The 16,603-nt window shown below is 52.5% G+C and carries 14 protein-coding genes; 9 read left to right on the forward strand and 5 right to left on the reverse strand.

The window, feature by feature from the left end; all coding sequences use genetic code 11:
- The first annotated feature begins 653 nt into the window (after positions 1-653).
- A complete protein-coding gene (locus tag RIC05_RS00005) occupies positions 654-1,097 on the forward strand; it encodes a hypothetical protein (RefSeq protein ID WP_350047356.1) in 444 nt (147 codons plus the stop codon).
- Positions 1,098-1,183: 86 nt separating this feature from the next.
- Here the strand turns inward: RIC05_RS00005 and upp are convergent, their stop codons facing one another.
- Together upp and RIC05_RS00015 are read right to left on the reverse strand one after the other, a co-directional pair.
- Positions 1,184-1,834 carry a uracil phosphoribosyltransferase gene (upp, locus tag RIC05_RS00010; protein WP_350043523.1) on the reverse strand — a complete coding sequence of 217 codons (651 nt, stop codon included), beginning with the start codon at positions 1,832-1,834 and terminating at the stop codon, positions 1,184-1,186.
- 291 nt (positions 1,835-2,125) lie between these two features.
- Positions 2,126-3,208, reverse strand: coding sequence for an SPOR domain-containing protein (locus tag RIC05_RS00015; RefSeq protein WP_350047357.1), 1,083 nt, complete (start codon positions 3,206-3,208; stop codon positions 2,126-2,128).
- A gap of 742 nt (positions 3,209-3,950) precedes the next feature.
- Here RIC05_RS00015 and RIC05_RS00020 point away from each other — a divergent pair.
- Positions 3,951-6,251: a methyl-accepting chemotaxis protein gene (locus tag RIC05_RS00020; RefSeq protein WP_350047358.1), complete on the forward strand. Its 2,301-nt coding sequence runs from the start codon at positions 3,951-3,953 to the stop codon at positions 6,249-6,251.
- A 100-nt stretch (positions 6,252-6,351) separates the two neighbouring features.
- On the opposite strand, the gene pepN is transcribed toward RIC05_RS00020, so the two are convergent.
- Positions 6,352-8,991 (reverse strand): aminopeptidase N, encoded by a 2,640-nt coding sequence (gene pepN / locus RIC05_RS00025; RefSeq protein ID WP_350047359.1) that lies wholly within the window; start codon positions 8,989-8,991, stop codon positions 6,352-6,354.
- 428 nt (positions 8,992-9,419) lie between these two features.
- On the opposite strand from pepN, the gene RIC05_RS00030 reads away from it, so the two are divergent.
- On the forward strand, positions 9,420-10,091 hold the full coding sequence (locus RIC05_RS00030) for a response regulator (RefSeq protein WP_350043519.1): 672 nt from the start codon (positions 9,420-9,422) through the stop codon (positions 10,089-10,091).
- A gap of 55 nt (positions 10,092-10,146) precedes the next feature.
- Here RIC05_RS00030 and RIC05_RS00035 read toward each other — a convergent pair whose 3' ends face one another.
- Complete coding sequence (locus tag RIC05_RS00035; RefSeq protein WP_350047360.1) at positions 10,147-10,725, reverse strand: TetR/AcrR family transcriptional regulator; 579 nt, start codon at positions 10,723-10,725, stop codon at positions 10,147-10,149.
- Positions 10,726-10,834: 109 nt separating this feature from the next.
- On the opposite strand from RIC05_RS00035, the gene RIC05_RS00040 reads away from it, so the two are divergent.
- From RIC05_RS00040 to RIC05_RS00065, 6 genes are all read left to right on the forward strand, one after another.
- Positions 10,835-11,641 (forward strand): YdhR family protein, encoded by an 807-nt coding sequence (locus tag RIC05_RS00040; RefSeq protein WP_350047361.1) that lies wholly within the window; start codon positions 10,835-10,837, stop codon positions 11,639-11,641.
- Positions 11,642-11,878: 237 nt separating this feature from the next.
- The gene (locus RIC05_RS00045) at positions 11,879-13,090 is read left to right on the forward strand and encodes an AI-2E family transporter (RefSeq protein ID WP_350047362.1); all 1,212 of its coding nucleotides are present in this window, start codon (positions 11,879-11,881) and stop codon (positions 13,088-13,090) included.
- A gap of 72 nt (positions 13,091-13,162) precedes the next feature.
- Positions 13,163-13,999: an AraC family transcriptional regulator gene (locus RIC05_RS00050; RefSeq protein WP_350047363.1), complete on the forward strand. Its 837-nt coding sequence runs from the start codon at positions 13,163-13,165 to the stop codon at positions 13,997-13,999.
- A gap of 82 nt (positions 14,000-14,081) precedes the next feature.
- Positions 14,082-14,693 carry a LysE family translocator gene (locus RIC05_RS00055; protein ID WP_350047364.1) on the forward strand — a complete coding sequence of 204 codons (612 nt, stop codon included), beginning with the start codon at positions 14,082-14,084 and terminating at the stop codon, positions 14,691-14,693.
- A gap of 91 nt (positions 14,694-14,784) precedes the next feature.
- Complete coding sequence (locus RIC05_RS00060; protein ID WP_350047365.1) at positions 14,785-15,087, forward strand: type II toxin-antitoxin system HigB family toxin; 303 nt, start codon at positions 14,785-14,787, stop codon at positions 15,085-15,087.
- Positions 15,088-15,109: 22 nt separating this feature from the next.
- The gene (locus tag RIC05_RS00065) at positions 15,110-15,490 is read left to right on the forward strand and encodes a helix-turn-helix domain-containing protein (RefSeq protein ID WP_350047366.1); all 381 of its coding nucleotides are present in this window, start codon (positions 15,110-15,112) and stop codon (positions 15,488-15,490) included.
- 41 nt (positions 15,491-15,531) lie between these two features.
- Here the strand turns inward: RIC05_RS00065 and RIC05_RS00070 are convergent, their stop codons facing one another.
- Positions 15,532-16,569: a hypothetical protein gene (locus tag RIC05_RS00070; protein WP_350047367.1), complete on the reverse strand. Its 1,038-nt coding sequence runs from the start codon at positions 16,567-16,569 to the stop codon at positions 15,532-15,534.
- Between the last annotated feature and the right edge of the window lie 34 nt (positions 16,570-16,603).

Here is a 16,603-nt window from a genome sequence, read left to right on the forward strand (position 1 = left end):
CATAACGCTGCCCGCGCATCCCTTCCTACTGATCAACAATGTCAAAGAACTTTACCGAAACCGTAGCTCCGTTACCTCAAGTCCGCGTCGCCGCTCCGCAGCGCCGCACCCCGTCGGTGGAGGCGGGTTATAGGGCCCTAATCCAAACCTGTAAATACCTTTTTCCGAAAAAAGTGCATTTAATCCCGTTTTTTACAAAATTCGTTGATTTTCAATAACCTAACCATTTTGCCCCATCCAACCACAACACCCTGACTTTTAGACATGCCGGACCCTTGGTTGAAAAACCGGGCGGATCACAGGGGATTAGGGAATTCAGCCCAGCCAGATCACACGTAATTAATCTCGATAAGGTGCAAGTGATTCGGCCCCTGCCCCCGAATATGGGATAATCTGAGATCAGGGAGCGCCCCGACAGAGCCAAGTCTGTCGGCTCAGACCGATGGCTTGGTGCAATGCCGCATGATCGATGCGGACTTATTATATATGTATCTTCCAGACTCTTTATTCATCTGCCCTTGATAGGTACTTGGCGTGGGCAACAAAATGGTGCAAAAGCGAATATGTGAACCTTTCCTTTACATTATCGCCCGATGATATGGCGAGATATCCATGCCCCCGTATTAAAATGGGCATCAGGGGACCGAAGGAAGATGATGAGACTGCGACAATATCTTATATGTGCTGCTGCAATTGCGGGACTTTCACTTGCCGGGTGTTCGGGGACGAACCTGGTGGGCAATACAGGTTCTCCTAATGGCGATGGCAAAGGTGGTCAGCCGGCTCCGGCCTTTACACAGTTTACCGATATTCCAATGCCATCCAATTCGTCACTCGATATGGATAGAAGCATTATCTTCGGTGCGTCCGATGCATGGCATGGACGACTTGTGCTGAATTCCGGTGGCTCACAGGCGCAGATGTATGATTTTTACGAACGCGAAATGCCAAACTTTGGCTGGAGCAAGGTGACTGTCGTGCGTGCCGATATTTCCGTCATGGTTTATGACCGGGAAAATCGCGTTGCCACCATCAAGCTGAGTGGCGGCTCGTTCGCCGGATCCGTTGTCGATGTGACGGTATCGCCAAAAGGCTGATCCCGATCATCCCGTCAAAACGCAAAAAACAAAAGGGTGCCAAATGGCACCCTTTTTCATGACCAGATTGCGCAGTAACGAGCTGTTTAGCGCGTGCCAAACAGTCGATCACCGGCATCGCCCAAGCCCGGAACGATGTAAGCTTTTTCATTAAGCTTCTCATCGAGACCCGCGGTATAGATCGGAACATCCGGGTGGGCATCCTGGAAGACTTTGACACCTTCCGGGGCAGCAACCAGCGCCATGAAACGGATATCCTTATCCGCAACGCCATATTTATTGAGCGTATCAATGGCAGCCACCGCCGAATTCCCGGTTGCCAGCATCGGATCAACAAGAATGAAGGTCCGGCCTTCGACTTCCGGCAGTTTCACCAGATATTCAACCGGCATATGAGTTTCAGGATCCCGATACAGACCAATATGACCGATACGGGCGGACGGCATCAATTCAATCAGGCCATCGGCCATGCCAGAACCTGCACGCAGGATTGGCACAACAGCAAGTTTACGGCCCTGAATCATCGGTGCCTTCATCGCACAGATCGGGGTCTGAATGTCTTCATAGCTGACGGGGAGTTCACGGGTGATCTCATAGCCCATCAAAAGCGCAATTTCCTTGAGCAACTGGCGGAAGGTTTTGGTCGATGTATCGACTTTGCGCATGTGGCTCAGCTTATGCTGAATCAGCGGGTGATCAAGAATATGGAGATTGGGGAAATCCGCGTGCGTGCTCATGTTTTGCCAGCCATCCTGTCTTGCGTGACAGCCATCAGGATCCTGAGACTGCCTGTAATTTGCGTATAGGGCCTACCGCCTAAAGCCTTTGCCGAGTGATGGCAAGTAGAATGCCGTAAAGCGGGCGCAAAAACAAACCCGATGACGGTAAAATCGACAATTCGACTTACACCGCCAACCACGAACCGCACCGCAGTAAAGCAAAACGGGGCGGCGCATCCCTGCACCGCCCCGTCTTAAAGCATTTTCTTAGGCCGTTCATCTGCACAGCAAAGTGCAGACAGCTTGTAATCAGTTCACTTCGCGGTCATTGGGCTCCGCCCGGACGGTAAAGCCATCAAGGGCGTGGTCTTTTTTGATCTTGGCGGCACCATCACGCGCCTGTTCCGAGGTGGCGTATTTTCCGATGCGGACATAATACCAAGCTGTTTCGTCTTCAGGACCGCGGATCACGACAGCAACCTGAAGGCCTTTTTTGCGCAATTCTTCGGCCCGCTGGCTGGCATTTTCGTGGACCTTGAAGGCGCCAACCTGAACAGAAAACGGTGTGTCAGCCGAAGACGTGCTGTCCGTAATGGTTTCAGCCGCCGACGGTTTGGGTGCCTCGACAGCTTTTGCTGCTGTTTCGGTTTTTGCCGCCTCAGCCGCCTTTGGCTCGTCCGCTTCGGGAGCATCCGTTGCTTCTGCCACCTCAGAAGGCTCCGCCGTGGCAGGTTCGTCGACTGCCGGTGCGTCCGGTGCTGCAGCTGCATTTGAAGTATCGCGAATTTCTGGGGCAGAGATCGCCGGTTTATCGGTGTTGCTATCCGTTGCTGCCATTTCGCTGGCACCTTCGGCGGGCTCATCAGCCGTTTCCGCAGCAGTATCTTCAGCCGCCTCGCCCGCATCATCGCCAAGAGCGGCACTGCGCTGGGCAATCAGATCGCCGACCGGGTCGGAGCTAGTGTCGCTAATGTCCATTTCAGGTTTTGGCGCGTCCGCTTGCGGCATCGGTTCGGTCATCGCAACCGGTTCTTCCGGTGCGGTTGCCAACATTTCAACCGGGGCCTTTTCCTGTGATGCACTTGGCGACGCATCATTGGAATCCATAAACAGGCCTGCTCCCACCAACATCCCGGCAAAGAACAATACCAGCCCAAGCATGCCTGCGCCCGTTACCAGGCCAAGAAGGGTTTTACGATCCATATCAGCTATCCGTGCATTAAAGTTTTGCCGATCCCGTGAATTCGGGCCACCTCGCCCCGAACCATCATGCCCGTCGCGCCCATATATAAAGGCAGGCAGCGGCGCGTCCTTTTGCGGGGCTTCCGGTTCAGAAGCCTGATCTGGAGACGCTGTTAGATCGGGTTTATTGGTTTGGTCTTCGCCAACCATGAACTTGACCATCCTTCACGACATCATTGCTATCGTCATTTTGTAACCGCCAGCACGTTTATAAAACGCTAAAGCCATTCAATCAGGAACAATGTGTCAAGACGACCGGCAGCAATAATCGCCCCGGTATCATGTGTCAGCCTGCAAAATTGTCGCCGAAGAAGAACCTGCCCGGACACAAAGCAGCATCACGGCAAGATAAAGCAGTTTGGGTTTAGTGGGATCGTCATTGGGAGGATCGGGATAAAAAAAGGGGGACTGGTATGTTTTCCGGCATTGTCCCGCACAATAAACCGGATACCAGTCCCCTCGAGTGAGAGAGATCGACCTTCGGGGAGAGAGAGTCCCGAAGATAAATGGTCAACAGGCACGCCATGTCAGCCTGAAGACCGGTCGCAAACGACGTTGCCGTCTGCGTTTGACAAGGACAGTCATAGAGCATCAAAATTTCAATTGCAAACGATTATCACACACATTCGCATAATTTTTTCAGTTAACTTCAACCCACTGCCCGTCAACCCCGCCCAAACCTTGCTACTTAAGCAAGAACTGCACGAGCAAGACACACGATTATTTTCTGCATTTCCCGCAGGTTTTGGACGAATTCCGCAACTAAAAGATTGTTTTCCGAATTAAGCTCTGTTTGGATCAAGGAAACTACTCTTGAGAAGTAGAGGTGTGCGGGAGCGCAGCGCCGAGACAACTGATAAACAAAAAAACGGTTTGCTCTGGAGTGATACATATGACGGGAGACAAAGCCGCAAAGACGGCTATTTCGGAAGGCGCTGCCAGCCTTCTGACGTTACGGCGGATTTTGCTTGTAACGGGGTTACTGGTTTCAGGTGCAGTTACATGGATGCTTCTTTGGACGGGAGACACCTATCGGAACTTTGCTGTTGAAACACTGAACAATTCCGTCAGCGGAACGGTTAATTTCTTTGTCGGATCGCGGGTTGCGACCGACTATGGCGATAAAATCACCCCGATTGCCAATGAATGGTCGCGGCTTGGCAGTCTGGTTAAAAGTTATCAGGAAAATGACCAGACACGCATGAAGGCCGAACTCGACATTCTGTCGAATGCACGCGAAGTGGTTCAGGGGGATCTCAACCTGATCGAGGCCGTTGCCTATGATCAGGAATTCAATCAACTTGCCACATCCCAAGCCAATCTGGGTTCAAGCATTACAGACGATCCGGAAATCAAGGCCTATTTGATGGGCCGCGACAAGGGCGAAGCCCGCAAACCGGCAAGCTTTATGTGGTCGACCCCGGATGGTCGTCCGGTCTTTAGTCTGATCCTGCCCGTTGGCGGGTTCCGTGCCGTCGGCTTCCTTGAAATCATTACCGATCCGCTGCCAACCCTGGCAGGCATTGGCAAGGTTTTGGGGGGCAACTTCCAGATCCTTGATAATTCCGGTGCTGTTCTTTTTGAAAGCCTGGAAGATGGTGCTGCCGAAGAAGGCGGCGTTGCCGTTTCTGAGCCCGATGAAAGTGCCGAAGGCCAAGGCGATGCGGGCTCATCCACAACCGACACGCCCAAAACACCTGCCACGGGAACCCATCGTGCTGCCGTTGACGTCACCATCAGCGATGGACGGGGTGGTGTTTGGGCCGAAGCACGGTTTGACCGTGACATTTCGGATTTTTATGATCAGACCGATAGTTTGAGAACCCTTTCAATTGAAATTCTGGTTGGCGTGTTGCTTGCCGTCTGGATTGCTGGTTGGGTTCTGTTGCGCAGCACGGTGTTTAGAAACCTGCGGGGTTTTGCCCGTGCCATGACATCGATTTCCCAAGGCGACACCAATGTCAATTTGCCAAAGGTTGGCAATGATGAAATCGGGGAAATGAAAAAGGCCCTGATCGCGCTTCGTGAATCCGTGCGTCAGGCCTTGATCTTGCAAAACATGGTTGAAAACACCCCGACCATGACCGCACTGATCTCGCCCGATGGCAAGTTGAGTTACCTTAATGCCAGTGCACAGGAATATGTCGGGGGAACAGTCGGTTCGGTTTCAGAGGACTTCCTGAAACTTGGTGCGGATTTCCAGGCAAAGCTTGCCAATCCGTCCAACCTGCCCTTTAGCGACGTCATCCAGACCGACCGGGATTACCTTGATATTCTGGCAGCCCCGGTACGCGACAAGGACAATGTTTTACTGGGCACCATGTTGGCATGGAATGCGGTCACTGAACGCGAAGAAAGCCGCATTGCCGTATCTGAAATGATGGTCGAGGTTGCCCGTGTGGCGCAATCAGTCACCGAGCAATCCGAAGGTCTGCTGAGCCTTGCCAGTGAATTGACAGGACAGTCGGAAAGTACAGCCGAGCATTCTGGCAGTGCGCTGGATGTTTCGCGAGAAGCTGCGTCAAACACCCAGAACGTTGCCACCGCGGTCGAAGAACTTTCATCCTCGATTGCCGAGATCAACCGTCAGGCATCCGAGGCATCAAGTGTGACCGGACGGGCACAAATGGAGGCCGAGGAAAGTCAGCGCAATATAGGGTCGCTTGAAAAGGCAAGCTCCGAGATCGGGTCGATCATTGATCTGATCAACGATATTGCCCACCGCACCAAGCTTCTGTCCCTTAACGCGACAATTGAAGCCGAACGGGCCGGGCCACTTGGCAAAGGCTTTGCCGTTGTCGCCAACGAAGTCAAATCGCTTGCCGATCAAACGGCAAGTGCGACGGGACAGATTGGCGACCTTACCGCGGCCATTCAGCAAGAAGTACAGAAGGCCGCCCATTCGATCAGCACGGTCGGCGACGTTATTCATCAGGTTAATGACATTCAGTCGACCATCACCCAGTCGGTGGATGAACAGCGCCGGGCAACCAGCGAGATTTCCGAAAATGTTCAGCGTATTGCCGAAGGTGCCGGATCCATGGATCAAATGATCCGGTTCGTGAATGACGGTGCGCAGGGAACCGGGCGGAATGCCCATGACCTGAACACGGCCAGCCATCAGCTTTCGGAAATGGCGCGAAATCTTTCAAATCGCATGCGGGAATTTAGCGAACGCATGAAACTGACCTGATCAAGCCGATCACAACAATCTGAGTACACAAAGGGCGGCATCGATGTGATGCCGCCCTTTGTCGTTTAAGTCGTTTAGCCGAGCAAAGTACTTTCCCGGATCAACTTGCCGCAGATTTCGAGGCGATTTCATACAAGTCGCGCGAGATTTCGGGCTTGGCCAGAATACGGTCCAGTTCTGCCTTCATCATTTTTGCACGGCCCTTATCATATTTCGCCCATTTGCCAAGCGGCGCACAGAGGCGTGCGGCGACCTGCGGGTTGATGTCATCAAGTTCGATCAGACGATCGGCATAGAATTCATAGCCAGATCCATCCCTGGCATGGAAATGACGCGGGTTGCCCATGGCAAAGGCCCCGATCAGGGATCGGACCTTGTTGGGGTTGCGCATGGTAAAGGCCGGATGGCTCATCAAATCTTTGACCCGTGCCAAGGTATCATCACGCGATGACATCGCCTGCAGGGCAAACCATTTATCAAAGACAACCCCGTCCTTGGCAAAGCGTTCTTCGAAATCAGCCAGGGCTTCTTCGCGACCAGCATGATCAAGATGATTAAGCACCGACAAGGCCGCCATCTGATCGGTCATGTTATCCGAAGATTTATATTGCTCCGCTGCAAGGTCGGCATATTCACCCATTCCCGTTGCCACCAGATAGCCAAGGGCGGTCGCGCGAAGAGCACGTTGGCCCGCCGACAGCGCATCAGGGGTAAAGGCCGCGTTTGAGGCATTCTGATGATAGGTATTGGCGAAATCATCGACCAAGCCAAGCCCGATGCGCTTGCGCAAGGCGGTGCGCACCTGATGAATGGCTTCGGGGTTGGCGGGTTTACGCTGTTCAGAAAGGAATTCTTCACCCGGCAGAACAAGGGCATCGGCACGGAACGCTTTATCCAGATCATTGTTCAAAAGCGTTGCCCGCATGGCGGCGATGAAGGCATCGGTACTTTCGCCCAAGCCATCAAGGGCCATATCCGCATCACCGTTGTTTTCTTCCCATGTGGCAATGGCGGCCAGCATCAGGCGCGTTGCATATTTCTGCCCGGCTTCCCAACGGTTAAAGGCGTCCGCATCATTCCCCATCAGGAACAGCAGTTCGTCATCAGGCTGGTCGGTCATGATGTTCACCGGGGCGGAAAAACCACGGTTGAATGACACAACCGGTTTTTCCGACACACCGTCAAAGACGAATTCCTGAGAATCTTTGGTCAACTCAACCGTTTTGGCGACCAGATCAGAACCATCCGCGCCCAAAAGCCCGACTGAAATCGGCATATGAAGGGCATGTTTATCGGGCTGTCCCGGTGTCGGATCGGTTTTCTGCGACACGGTCAGACGGAACTGGTTGGCATCGGCGTCATAGGTTCCCTGCCAGGTCAGTTTTGGCGTGCCTGCTTGTGCATACCAAAGTTTGAGCTGGGTGAAATCCATGTCATTGGCGTCTTCCATGGCCTTGGCAAAGTCATCACAGGTCACGGCCTGCCCGTCATGGCGATCGAAATAAAGATCAATCCCCTTGCGATAGCCATCCGGACCGAGCAGCGTATGCATCATCCGGATCAGCTCGGCACCCTTTTCATAGACCGTGGCGGTATAGAAATTGTTGATTTCCATATAGCTGTCCGGGCGTACCGGATGGGCCAGCGGCCCGCCATCTTCGGGGAATTGCGCCGCGCGCAAAGCAGCAACATCTTTAATCCGCTGAACCGGGCGGGAGCGCTGATCAGCGGAAAATTCCTGATCGCGGAAAACGGTCAGCCCTTCTTTCAGCGACAGCTGGAACCAGTCGCGACAGGTCACCCGGTTGCCCGACCAGTTGTGGAAATATTCATGCGCAACAATGGATTCGATACGCTCATAATCCGTGTCGGTCGCGGTATCGGGCCTGGCCAACACAAATTTGGCATTAAACACATTCAGGCTTTTGTTTTCCATCGCGCCCATATTGAAGTCCGACACGGCAACGATGTTAAACAGATCAAGGTCATATTCCAGACCATAGACCTCTTCATCCCATTTCATCGACCGGATCAGGCTATCCATCGCGTAATCGCAGCGGTCTTCATTGCCATGTTCGACAAAAATACGCAGCGCAACATCGCGGCCCGACATGGTTTTAAAGCTGTCTTGCACAACGGCAAGATCACCTGCCACCAGTGCAAACAGATAAGACGGTTTGGGGAACGGATCTTCCCACACGGCAAAATGACGGCCGCCATCAAGATCACCACTGTCAATCAGGTTGCCGTTTGACAGCAAGACAGGGCAGCTTGCCTTATCGGCATTGATCGTGACGCGATAGGTCGCCATAACGTCCGGGCGATCCTGGAAATAGGTGATGCGTCGGAAACCTTCTGCTTCGCACTGGGTGCAGAACGCGCTTTGCGACACATACAGACCTTCAAGCCGGGTATTGTTGGCGGGTGATATCTGGGTTTCGATTTCGGCGATGAATGTTTCGCCCGGTGCGCGAAACCGCAAACCTTCCTGATCAACGCTAAAATCACTTGATGCCAGACGGCTATCGTTCAACGACACGGAAAGAAGTTTCATGTCTTCGCCATGAAGGAAAACTTCGTCGCCCTTTCCCGTCCCGGATTTAGGATTCGCAGCCATAAAAAGCCGTGATTTGACGTTTGTGACATCCCGTTCAAGATCAAAAATCAACTCGACCTTTTCTACAAAAAAGTCAGGTTCTTTATAGTCTTTACGGTGAATCACGTTCGGCTGTTCAGACATTGCTAAGTCCTTTTTCCCTTGGGCTGCGCGGTTTTGGAACGGATTGTATAAAATCGCCAATATTGCAGCGCAGTGTCGTTTGTCAGAACTGAATTTCGGTCATTCATTTAACTGATAGGATAAATTTCATTTTTCCTCAAATGCGGAGTTTACGCCGCCGATTTTAGTGGGCATACTCCCAAACGGTGGCGCGAGGGGGGCCGAAGTTTCACATTTCGTGGGGCGAGAGTGATCTTTGGTTTCCCTCACTCCTTCTGCCAGTTTCCAAAACAAATATAGCACTGTGCAGTCGGACGCAATTCGGGTCGCATCCCAGATAAAACAAATTATCCCAACATTTCTCACCTTAAAAATTTGTGAGTTCCGATTGATCGGGATAGAATAATTGCGACCTGTCAGGGAACATAACTTCCAGGGGGAAATCGCCAATGTCCGAAACGTTCCAGATTCTGATCGCTGATGACCATCCACTTGTTCGTGGCGCGCTTAAGCAGGCATTATCTACAGAACTGGATAACGTGACAGTCTATGAGGCCGGAAGCCTGTTCGAAGCCGTCGAACAGATTGAAGCCCATAAAGGCGAAATTGACCTTGTCCTGCTTGATCTGCATATGCCGGGCATGAACGGTTTTACCGGGTTATTTACCCTGCGTGCGTCTTATCCCGACCTTCCGGTATCGATTGTATCGGCCAGTCAGGAAATGCCGGTTGTCCGCCGGTCGATTGAATATGGCGCATCGGCGTTTGTGCCAAAATCAGCACCCGTCGATCAGATCGGGCTTGCGGTTAAAACCGTTCTGGATGGTGGCATGTGGATGCCTGACTGGGCGCGCGAAGCCATGGAACATGGTCCGGCCGATGATGTTGCCACCGGATTGGCGGAAAAAATCGGCCAGCTCACCCCACAACAGCTTCGCGTTTTGAACATGCTGACCGAAGGCAAGCTGAACAAACAGATTGCTTATGAGCTTGATGTCACCGAAGCAACGGTAAAGGCCCATGTATCGGCGATCCTGCGCAAATTGTCGGTCCATAGCCGCACACAGGCCGTGATCATTGCCCGCGAATTGCAGTTACAAGAACCGGCAATCGACGTTTGATCGCCTATTCCCTATTCCCTATTCCCTATTCCCTATTCCCTGATCCACAACGCCGTTAAGCTTTAAGCAAATCCGCCGCCGCGGTTTTGATCGCGTTTGATACGCCATCGACCGCGTCATCGTGCTGCATGGCGCGTGCCATCGTAAGCCCGCCAATCAATATCCCCAAAAATGCCCATGCCTTGGCAAGTTGCTGATCCTTGGGGAACTGGCTTAACCCCTTGGCAATCAGGGATGCGATTGTTTGCATTTTCCGATCATATAAAGCGCGCGTTTCATCATCGGCGCGGGCAATTTCGGGTGACAGGCTGGTCATGGCACAGCCACACGCGACATCATCGCGATGGGCCCGGCCCAGATAATAGTCGATAAAGGCATCGGTCCAGCCATCGCCGTAATCACGCTGAAAACGCGGCACGCCATCAATGACTTCATCCAAGCCAAGATCAAGGGCAGCCCGAAACGCACCGTCCTTTGACCCGAAATGGGCATAGAACGCGCCGGATGTTGCATTTGCCGCCTTGGCAATCCCGTCTACCCCGACACCGGCAAAGCCGTTTGCCCGAAAGCCGCGGCTTGCAGCATCAAGAATGTTCCGGCGGGTTTCTTCTTTGCGCGTCTGGTTTTTGACCATGGGATCCTCAAAATATATCGACCGTTATATTTTTAATTGACAGGACACGGATTGTCGATCATTCATTTATATAACGTACGTTATATTTTTAACTTCTTGGACCACGCACATGACATTCGATCCCAACCAAAACCAAACCCTGCCCGCCGCCACCGTCACCCATCCGGACCGACGGACATTCTTGAAACGTGTCAGCACAGGTATCGCACTGGCCGGATCTGCTTTCGTCGCACCATCGATTTTGCACCGCGCATCCGCATCACAAACAGGAACCACCCCCATGTCACAGAAAGCTTTTGTCTATACCGAACTGCAAATTTCCGCCCCGTTCGACCAAGTTCCCTGGCAGGCGATCAATGACACGATCAAAAAGCAGCCCGGGTTCCTTAACAAAACCTGGCTTTCGGGTGTCGGCAACAATTCGGCCGGGGGTATTTATGCCTTTGACACGGTTGAAAATGCGCAAGCGTTCGTGACGGGGTATTTCCCATCCGAAGCCCGCAATTTCGGCGTTGCCCAGACCACCCGCGTGTTTGATGCGGTTGCGACACAAGAAGCCAGTATCGATATGTATTCGGTGCATTACGGCGCGACCCCGAAAGCAAAACCGGGGGCCTATGTTTATACCGAGGTCCAGCTTCATGTTTTGCCATTTGATAATGGTCCGTGGCGTGATTTTAACCCGGTCTTGAAACAGCAACCGGGTTTGCTGTCGAAAACCTGGCTTAGTGGCCTTCATACCGGAACACCGGGCGGTTTTTATGCCTTTGACACGATTGAAAATGCCACGCGCTTTGCCCTTGATTACTTCCCGGGTGAGGCAAAGGCGCTTAACGCGGCCTTCTATACCCGCATCTTTGATGCCACGGTGACCGAAGCCGCCAGCCTTGATATGGCATCACCATTTTACGCGTGATTGCCTGACACCAGCTTGATCAAGCATTAGATCAACCAGCCAAGGCGCATCATCATATAGATGGTGCGCCTTTGGCTTTTGGCATTTGGCGCTTGCTGTTTTTGGCAATGTGTCCGCATTGTTCAGCGTAATTTCCATGCGCGTTCACCGCGGAACATCCCCGCAGCCGCCACGTTAAAGACAGGATGTCATTTGCCGTGCAATCTTGCCCGGCAGCGTAAACCGAAAGCAACTTGCATGAGCGACCCTATCGCGCCAGAGGCCACAGACGTGGCGGGTGTGCCCGCAGAAGACAGCCCGGAAACCGAGCTTGAACGTTCGCGCAGTGCGACGGCCACATCACGTGCGCTGGTCTATCGCCGGGCACGCACGATATCGGTGATTGGAACCTTCGGGGTTTTGACCCTTGGCTGTCTTTATGTGGCGAAAAGCCTTTTGCTGCCGGTGATTATGGCGTTTTTGCTCTCGCTTGTTTTCTCCCCACTCGTACGCACGCTTTCGCGGTTTCACATTCCGCGCAGCATCAGTGCGATTACCATTGTGCTCACGCTAAGCGCATCGGTGATTGCCGGTATTTACGGATTAAGCGGCCCGGTTTCAGGGTGGATTGATCAAGCCCCGCAAATCGAACAGCAACTGCGTCTGCGGCTTGCCGATTTAAGCGAACCGCTTGATAAACTTCGCGATGCGCAGCAAAAGGTAAGCGAGGCAACCGATCAGAACAATGGCAATGAAGACATCCAAAAGGTCGTCGTGACCGAACCCAATCTGATCAGTCAGGCCGCCCAAGGTGCGCCCGGTATGTTGGCGGGGATCGCGATGGTGCTTGTTTTGTTGCTGTTTATCCTTTCGGCCGGTGATCTGGTTTATGAAAAGATGGTTCGTGCCCTTCCGACTTTTGGCGACCGGCGTAAGGGGCTTCGCATTGCCCATGATGTCGAACGCGAAGTCTCGCGCTATCTTGCGACCATATCCGCGATTAATATTGTTCTGGGGCTTGTGGTTGGCATTTCGATGGCCGCCCTTGGCATGCCCAATCCGTTTTTATGGGGGATTGCCGCTGCCGTCCTGAATTATGTGCCGATCCTTGGCGCCTTAACCGGGATTGCCATTGTGGGCATTGTCGCCCTTGTATCCATGCAAACCACCAGTCAGGCCCTGATGGCCCCGGCGGTCTATCTTGCCTGTACCGTACTTGAAGGTCAGATCATCACCCCTGCCCTTGTCGGCAATCGAATTCGCATCAATTCAATCGCGATTGTTCTTGCCGTCGCGTTTTGGGGATGGATGTGGGGGGTGGTTGGCATTCTGGTTGCTGTACCGCTTTTGATCGTCACCCGGGTTATTGCCAATCATGTAGAAGGACTTGGCGGTTTGCGTGAATTGTTGGGCCCGCATGTGCATGGCACTGGCAAAAACGTGCTGACCCGGCCCAAACGGCAGTCGTGATAATCGCAGCCCGCGCAATACGCGCCATCACACCCCATTGCCAAACCCGCACAACGCTGCCACCTTTGACGCATGTCGGATCAGATCGAAATCATTTCCCATGATTGTGCGGGTGTCGAGGCCATCATGGCCCAGACACGCCATTCCTTTGCCAAACACACCCACGAGGCGTTCGGGATTGGCTATATGTATGCCGGTGCGCAAAAATCCGCATCCGGGCGCGGCATGGTCGAAGCCGGGGCTGGCAACATCATTACGGTCAATCCGCGCGAAGTGCATGATGGTCATCCGATTGGTGACGATGCGCGCGGTTGGAACATGCTGTATTTCGAGCCAACCCTGATTGCCGATCTGGCATCCGATATGACCAATGGTGCGCATACGCACTATGAATTCACCAATCCGGTGATTGACAGCCCGCCAGTACGATCCTGTTTCATCACGCTGTTTGATGCCATTGCCAAGGGTAATGAGAATGCGGCCCGCTTGCGGCGGGAAGAAATGCTGTTCTTGTTGCTTCATCACGCGCAAATCAACGCGGGTGCAGGCGCGCACGGACCAAACCCCGACACAGGCAAATCCGTTGCCCATGCCCGGATCAAACGCGCCAAATCATTGATCGATGATTGCCCGAGCATAGCACACGGCCTTCATGATCTTGCCGCCGTGACGGGATTAAGCCGTTTTCAAACCCTGCGCGATTTCACCCGTGCAACGGGCCTTACCCCGCATGCCTATCTGATCCAGCGGCGCATTGATCTTGCACGCGCCATGATCAAGGGCGGTGCGCGTCTTGCCGATATTGCGCAGGATGCGGGATTTTCTGATCAAAGCCACCTTAACCGTCACTTTGTCCGCGCCTTTGGCATCACACCGGGCCGCTATGCCAAGGCCATCAGGGCCTGCTAAACATCCTGCAATTCCGTTCAAGAATGCGCTGCTCCTGCCCCCCTATATTTCGAGCAACAGCACGCAACTGAACGGACCGGACATGATCACTTTTGACTATCTTCTAACCTCGCTCATCGTCGTCGCCCTGCCCGGAACCGGGGTTATCTATACCCTTGCCATTGGGTTGGGACGCGGACGCAAAGCCAGCATATGGGCCGCCCTTGGCTGCACGCTTGGCATCGTCCCGCATATGGCCGCCAGCATCCTTGGCCTAAGCGCGCTTCTCCACACCAGCGCCCTCGCGTTTGAGGCCGTCCGCTATCTCGGGGTGGCGTGGCTGCTTTATATGGCGTGGGGAATGTGGCATGGCACGGGGGCAATGAAAGTCACGGCCAACAACACCCCGACCAGCATTCTTAAAACCCTCCGCGACGGGATTTTGCTCAACCTGCTTAATCCCAAACTATCGCTGTTCTTCCTCGCCTTCCTGCCGCAATTTGTTAGCGCTAACACGCCCGATACAACTGGCGAAATGACGGTGCTTGGTTTGATCTTTATGGGGATGACGTTTGGGGTGTTTGTCATTTATGGGTGTTTTGCTGCCGCCCTTCGACACCGCATTATCGAGCGCCCGAATGTGATGCGATGGTTGGGCAAGGGTTTTGCCGGGGCTTTTGTTGCGATGGGCGCCAAACTAGCACTCACAAAATGAGTGCCGGGCAAAATTATATTGTTCCAATTTTTGGAACATGATATAGTCCAAAATAATTGAAGACCCAAGCACCACAGCATCAGGGAAATCAATGCGTATCATTGCCCGCAAGGTGCTTGTTGAATTCTGGTCAAAGCATCCTGAAACCGAACAACCGCTCAAGGCATGGTTTGATCGAACCCGAAAAGCGCAATGGCAGAACCATCAAGATGTTTTGAATGTCTTTGGCACCGCCAAAAGCATCAATGCCGAGCGGATCAGGTTCAAGATACATGGCAATGACTATCGGCTGATTGTCGCGTTCCGGTTTGACGTCCAGATCGCCTGGATCAAATTCGTCGGCACCCATGCCGATTACGACAAGATTGATGCCAAATCCGTCGATAAGTTTTAGCGACTTTGGCAGGAGCAAAGAAATGCAAACGACCCATGTACTGAAACCCATCAAGACCGAAGCCGACCATGCCGAAGCCATGGAGCTTATCGAACGTCTTTGGAATGCAAGACCCGGCACAGCAGAGGCCGATCAACTCGAAATTCTTGGCATCCTGATTGATCAGTATGAAGCACAACAATTCCCGATTTCCGCACCAGATGCGGTTGAAGCCGTGCTGTTTTATATGGAACAAAATGGGCTGGAACGTGCGGAACTCGGTAAGCTGCTTGGCAGTCGCTCACGCGCCTCAGAATTCCTTAATCACAAGACTAGCTTGTCTCTGACACAAATCAGGAAGCTCAATAAAGTGTGGAACATTCCGGCTGATATACTGATTCAGTCGGTTCAGGAAAGTGCGTAAGGATAGAAAATAAAAGTGTCCCCTTTTTCACATACTGTTAGTTAATCAAGCAGAGCATCTTTGAATTTAGCAATTTCACCTGCTCGACACAGCTCATATTCAGATGAATGCCGCACGTCGTATGGCGAGGGCATCGAAAGTGAAGACATACAAGTGAAATGATCCCTGAATGCAACTCGGTAACATAGATTTTTTTTGCCTGGAACATATTGGTCACACCAGTCAAGAGGGCTTTCTGTTAATTCCCCTTTGTACTTGTTCAGCCAATGATCGACTTCCGGCACAAGATCATCTGATGCTTCCTTTGCCGTCATTCCCTTGAGCGTCGCCATGCTATCCTCAAGCCCACGGGACCGTTCAAACACCAAACGAGGCATGGTAATGAAGAATTCACCTACAACTTGTGGCTTAAGAGCATTCCGCTCTGCAAAGTCAATTGCGTAACCACAATTGTTGGCAACGTGGTTGGCGAGCATTTGGGGGTATTCGGGTGTCTGCCAGTACTTTGCAAGGAACTCATCATTCCTTTCTGGAGAGAACCGCACTTGAGTGCATCCGTCCGCGAAATACTCAATAGCCTCCCTATGTGCCTTTCCCATATCCTCTGGGAGTTCGACCTCCAGCTCGTTCGAGGAACGGCTTACTACATTTCGATAAACGGCTAAGATTTTTGCGTATCTTACGTCGCCCTCGACTGCTTTGCGGAGATACTCTTGCCAGTAAAAATGGTCACTATATGCAGGCCTTGAGTCTGTCGTTAACATACGTATCAGCAAAGCCTTTAAATAGCTTTCAGGGCTGTGATTGCCATCCGGCCGCATCAAGGTTGTACGATTGGACTCAGAAACGTTTGTGAGATGAGCGAGATAGAGACTTTGCAGGTAAGAATGCGCAAATGCGTCATCCTCGAGAAAACAGTGTTCGGCTAACTCTATCGGCAAATCTTGAAATTCTGTTTTAAAGACTACCGACGGTAGCGATGCGCAGTCCGCATTCGGTTGTTCTGCTTGAGCATACTTTCCATCAAAGTCCCAAGTCAGCGTTAACAACCCGATTACAAAGAACAAAAAAGACTTCATCAATTTAAGACGCTCCAAAATTAGATCGTCGGAT

Source organism: Thalassospira sp. (assembly GCF_040218635.1).
Taxonomy (GTDB): Bacteria; Pseudomonadota; Alphaproteobacteria; order Rhodospirillales; family Thalassospiraceae; genus Thalassospira.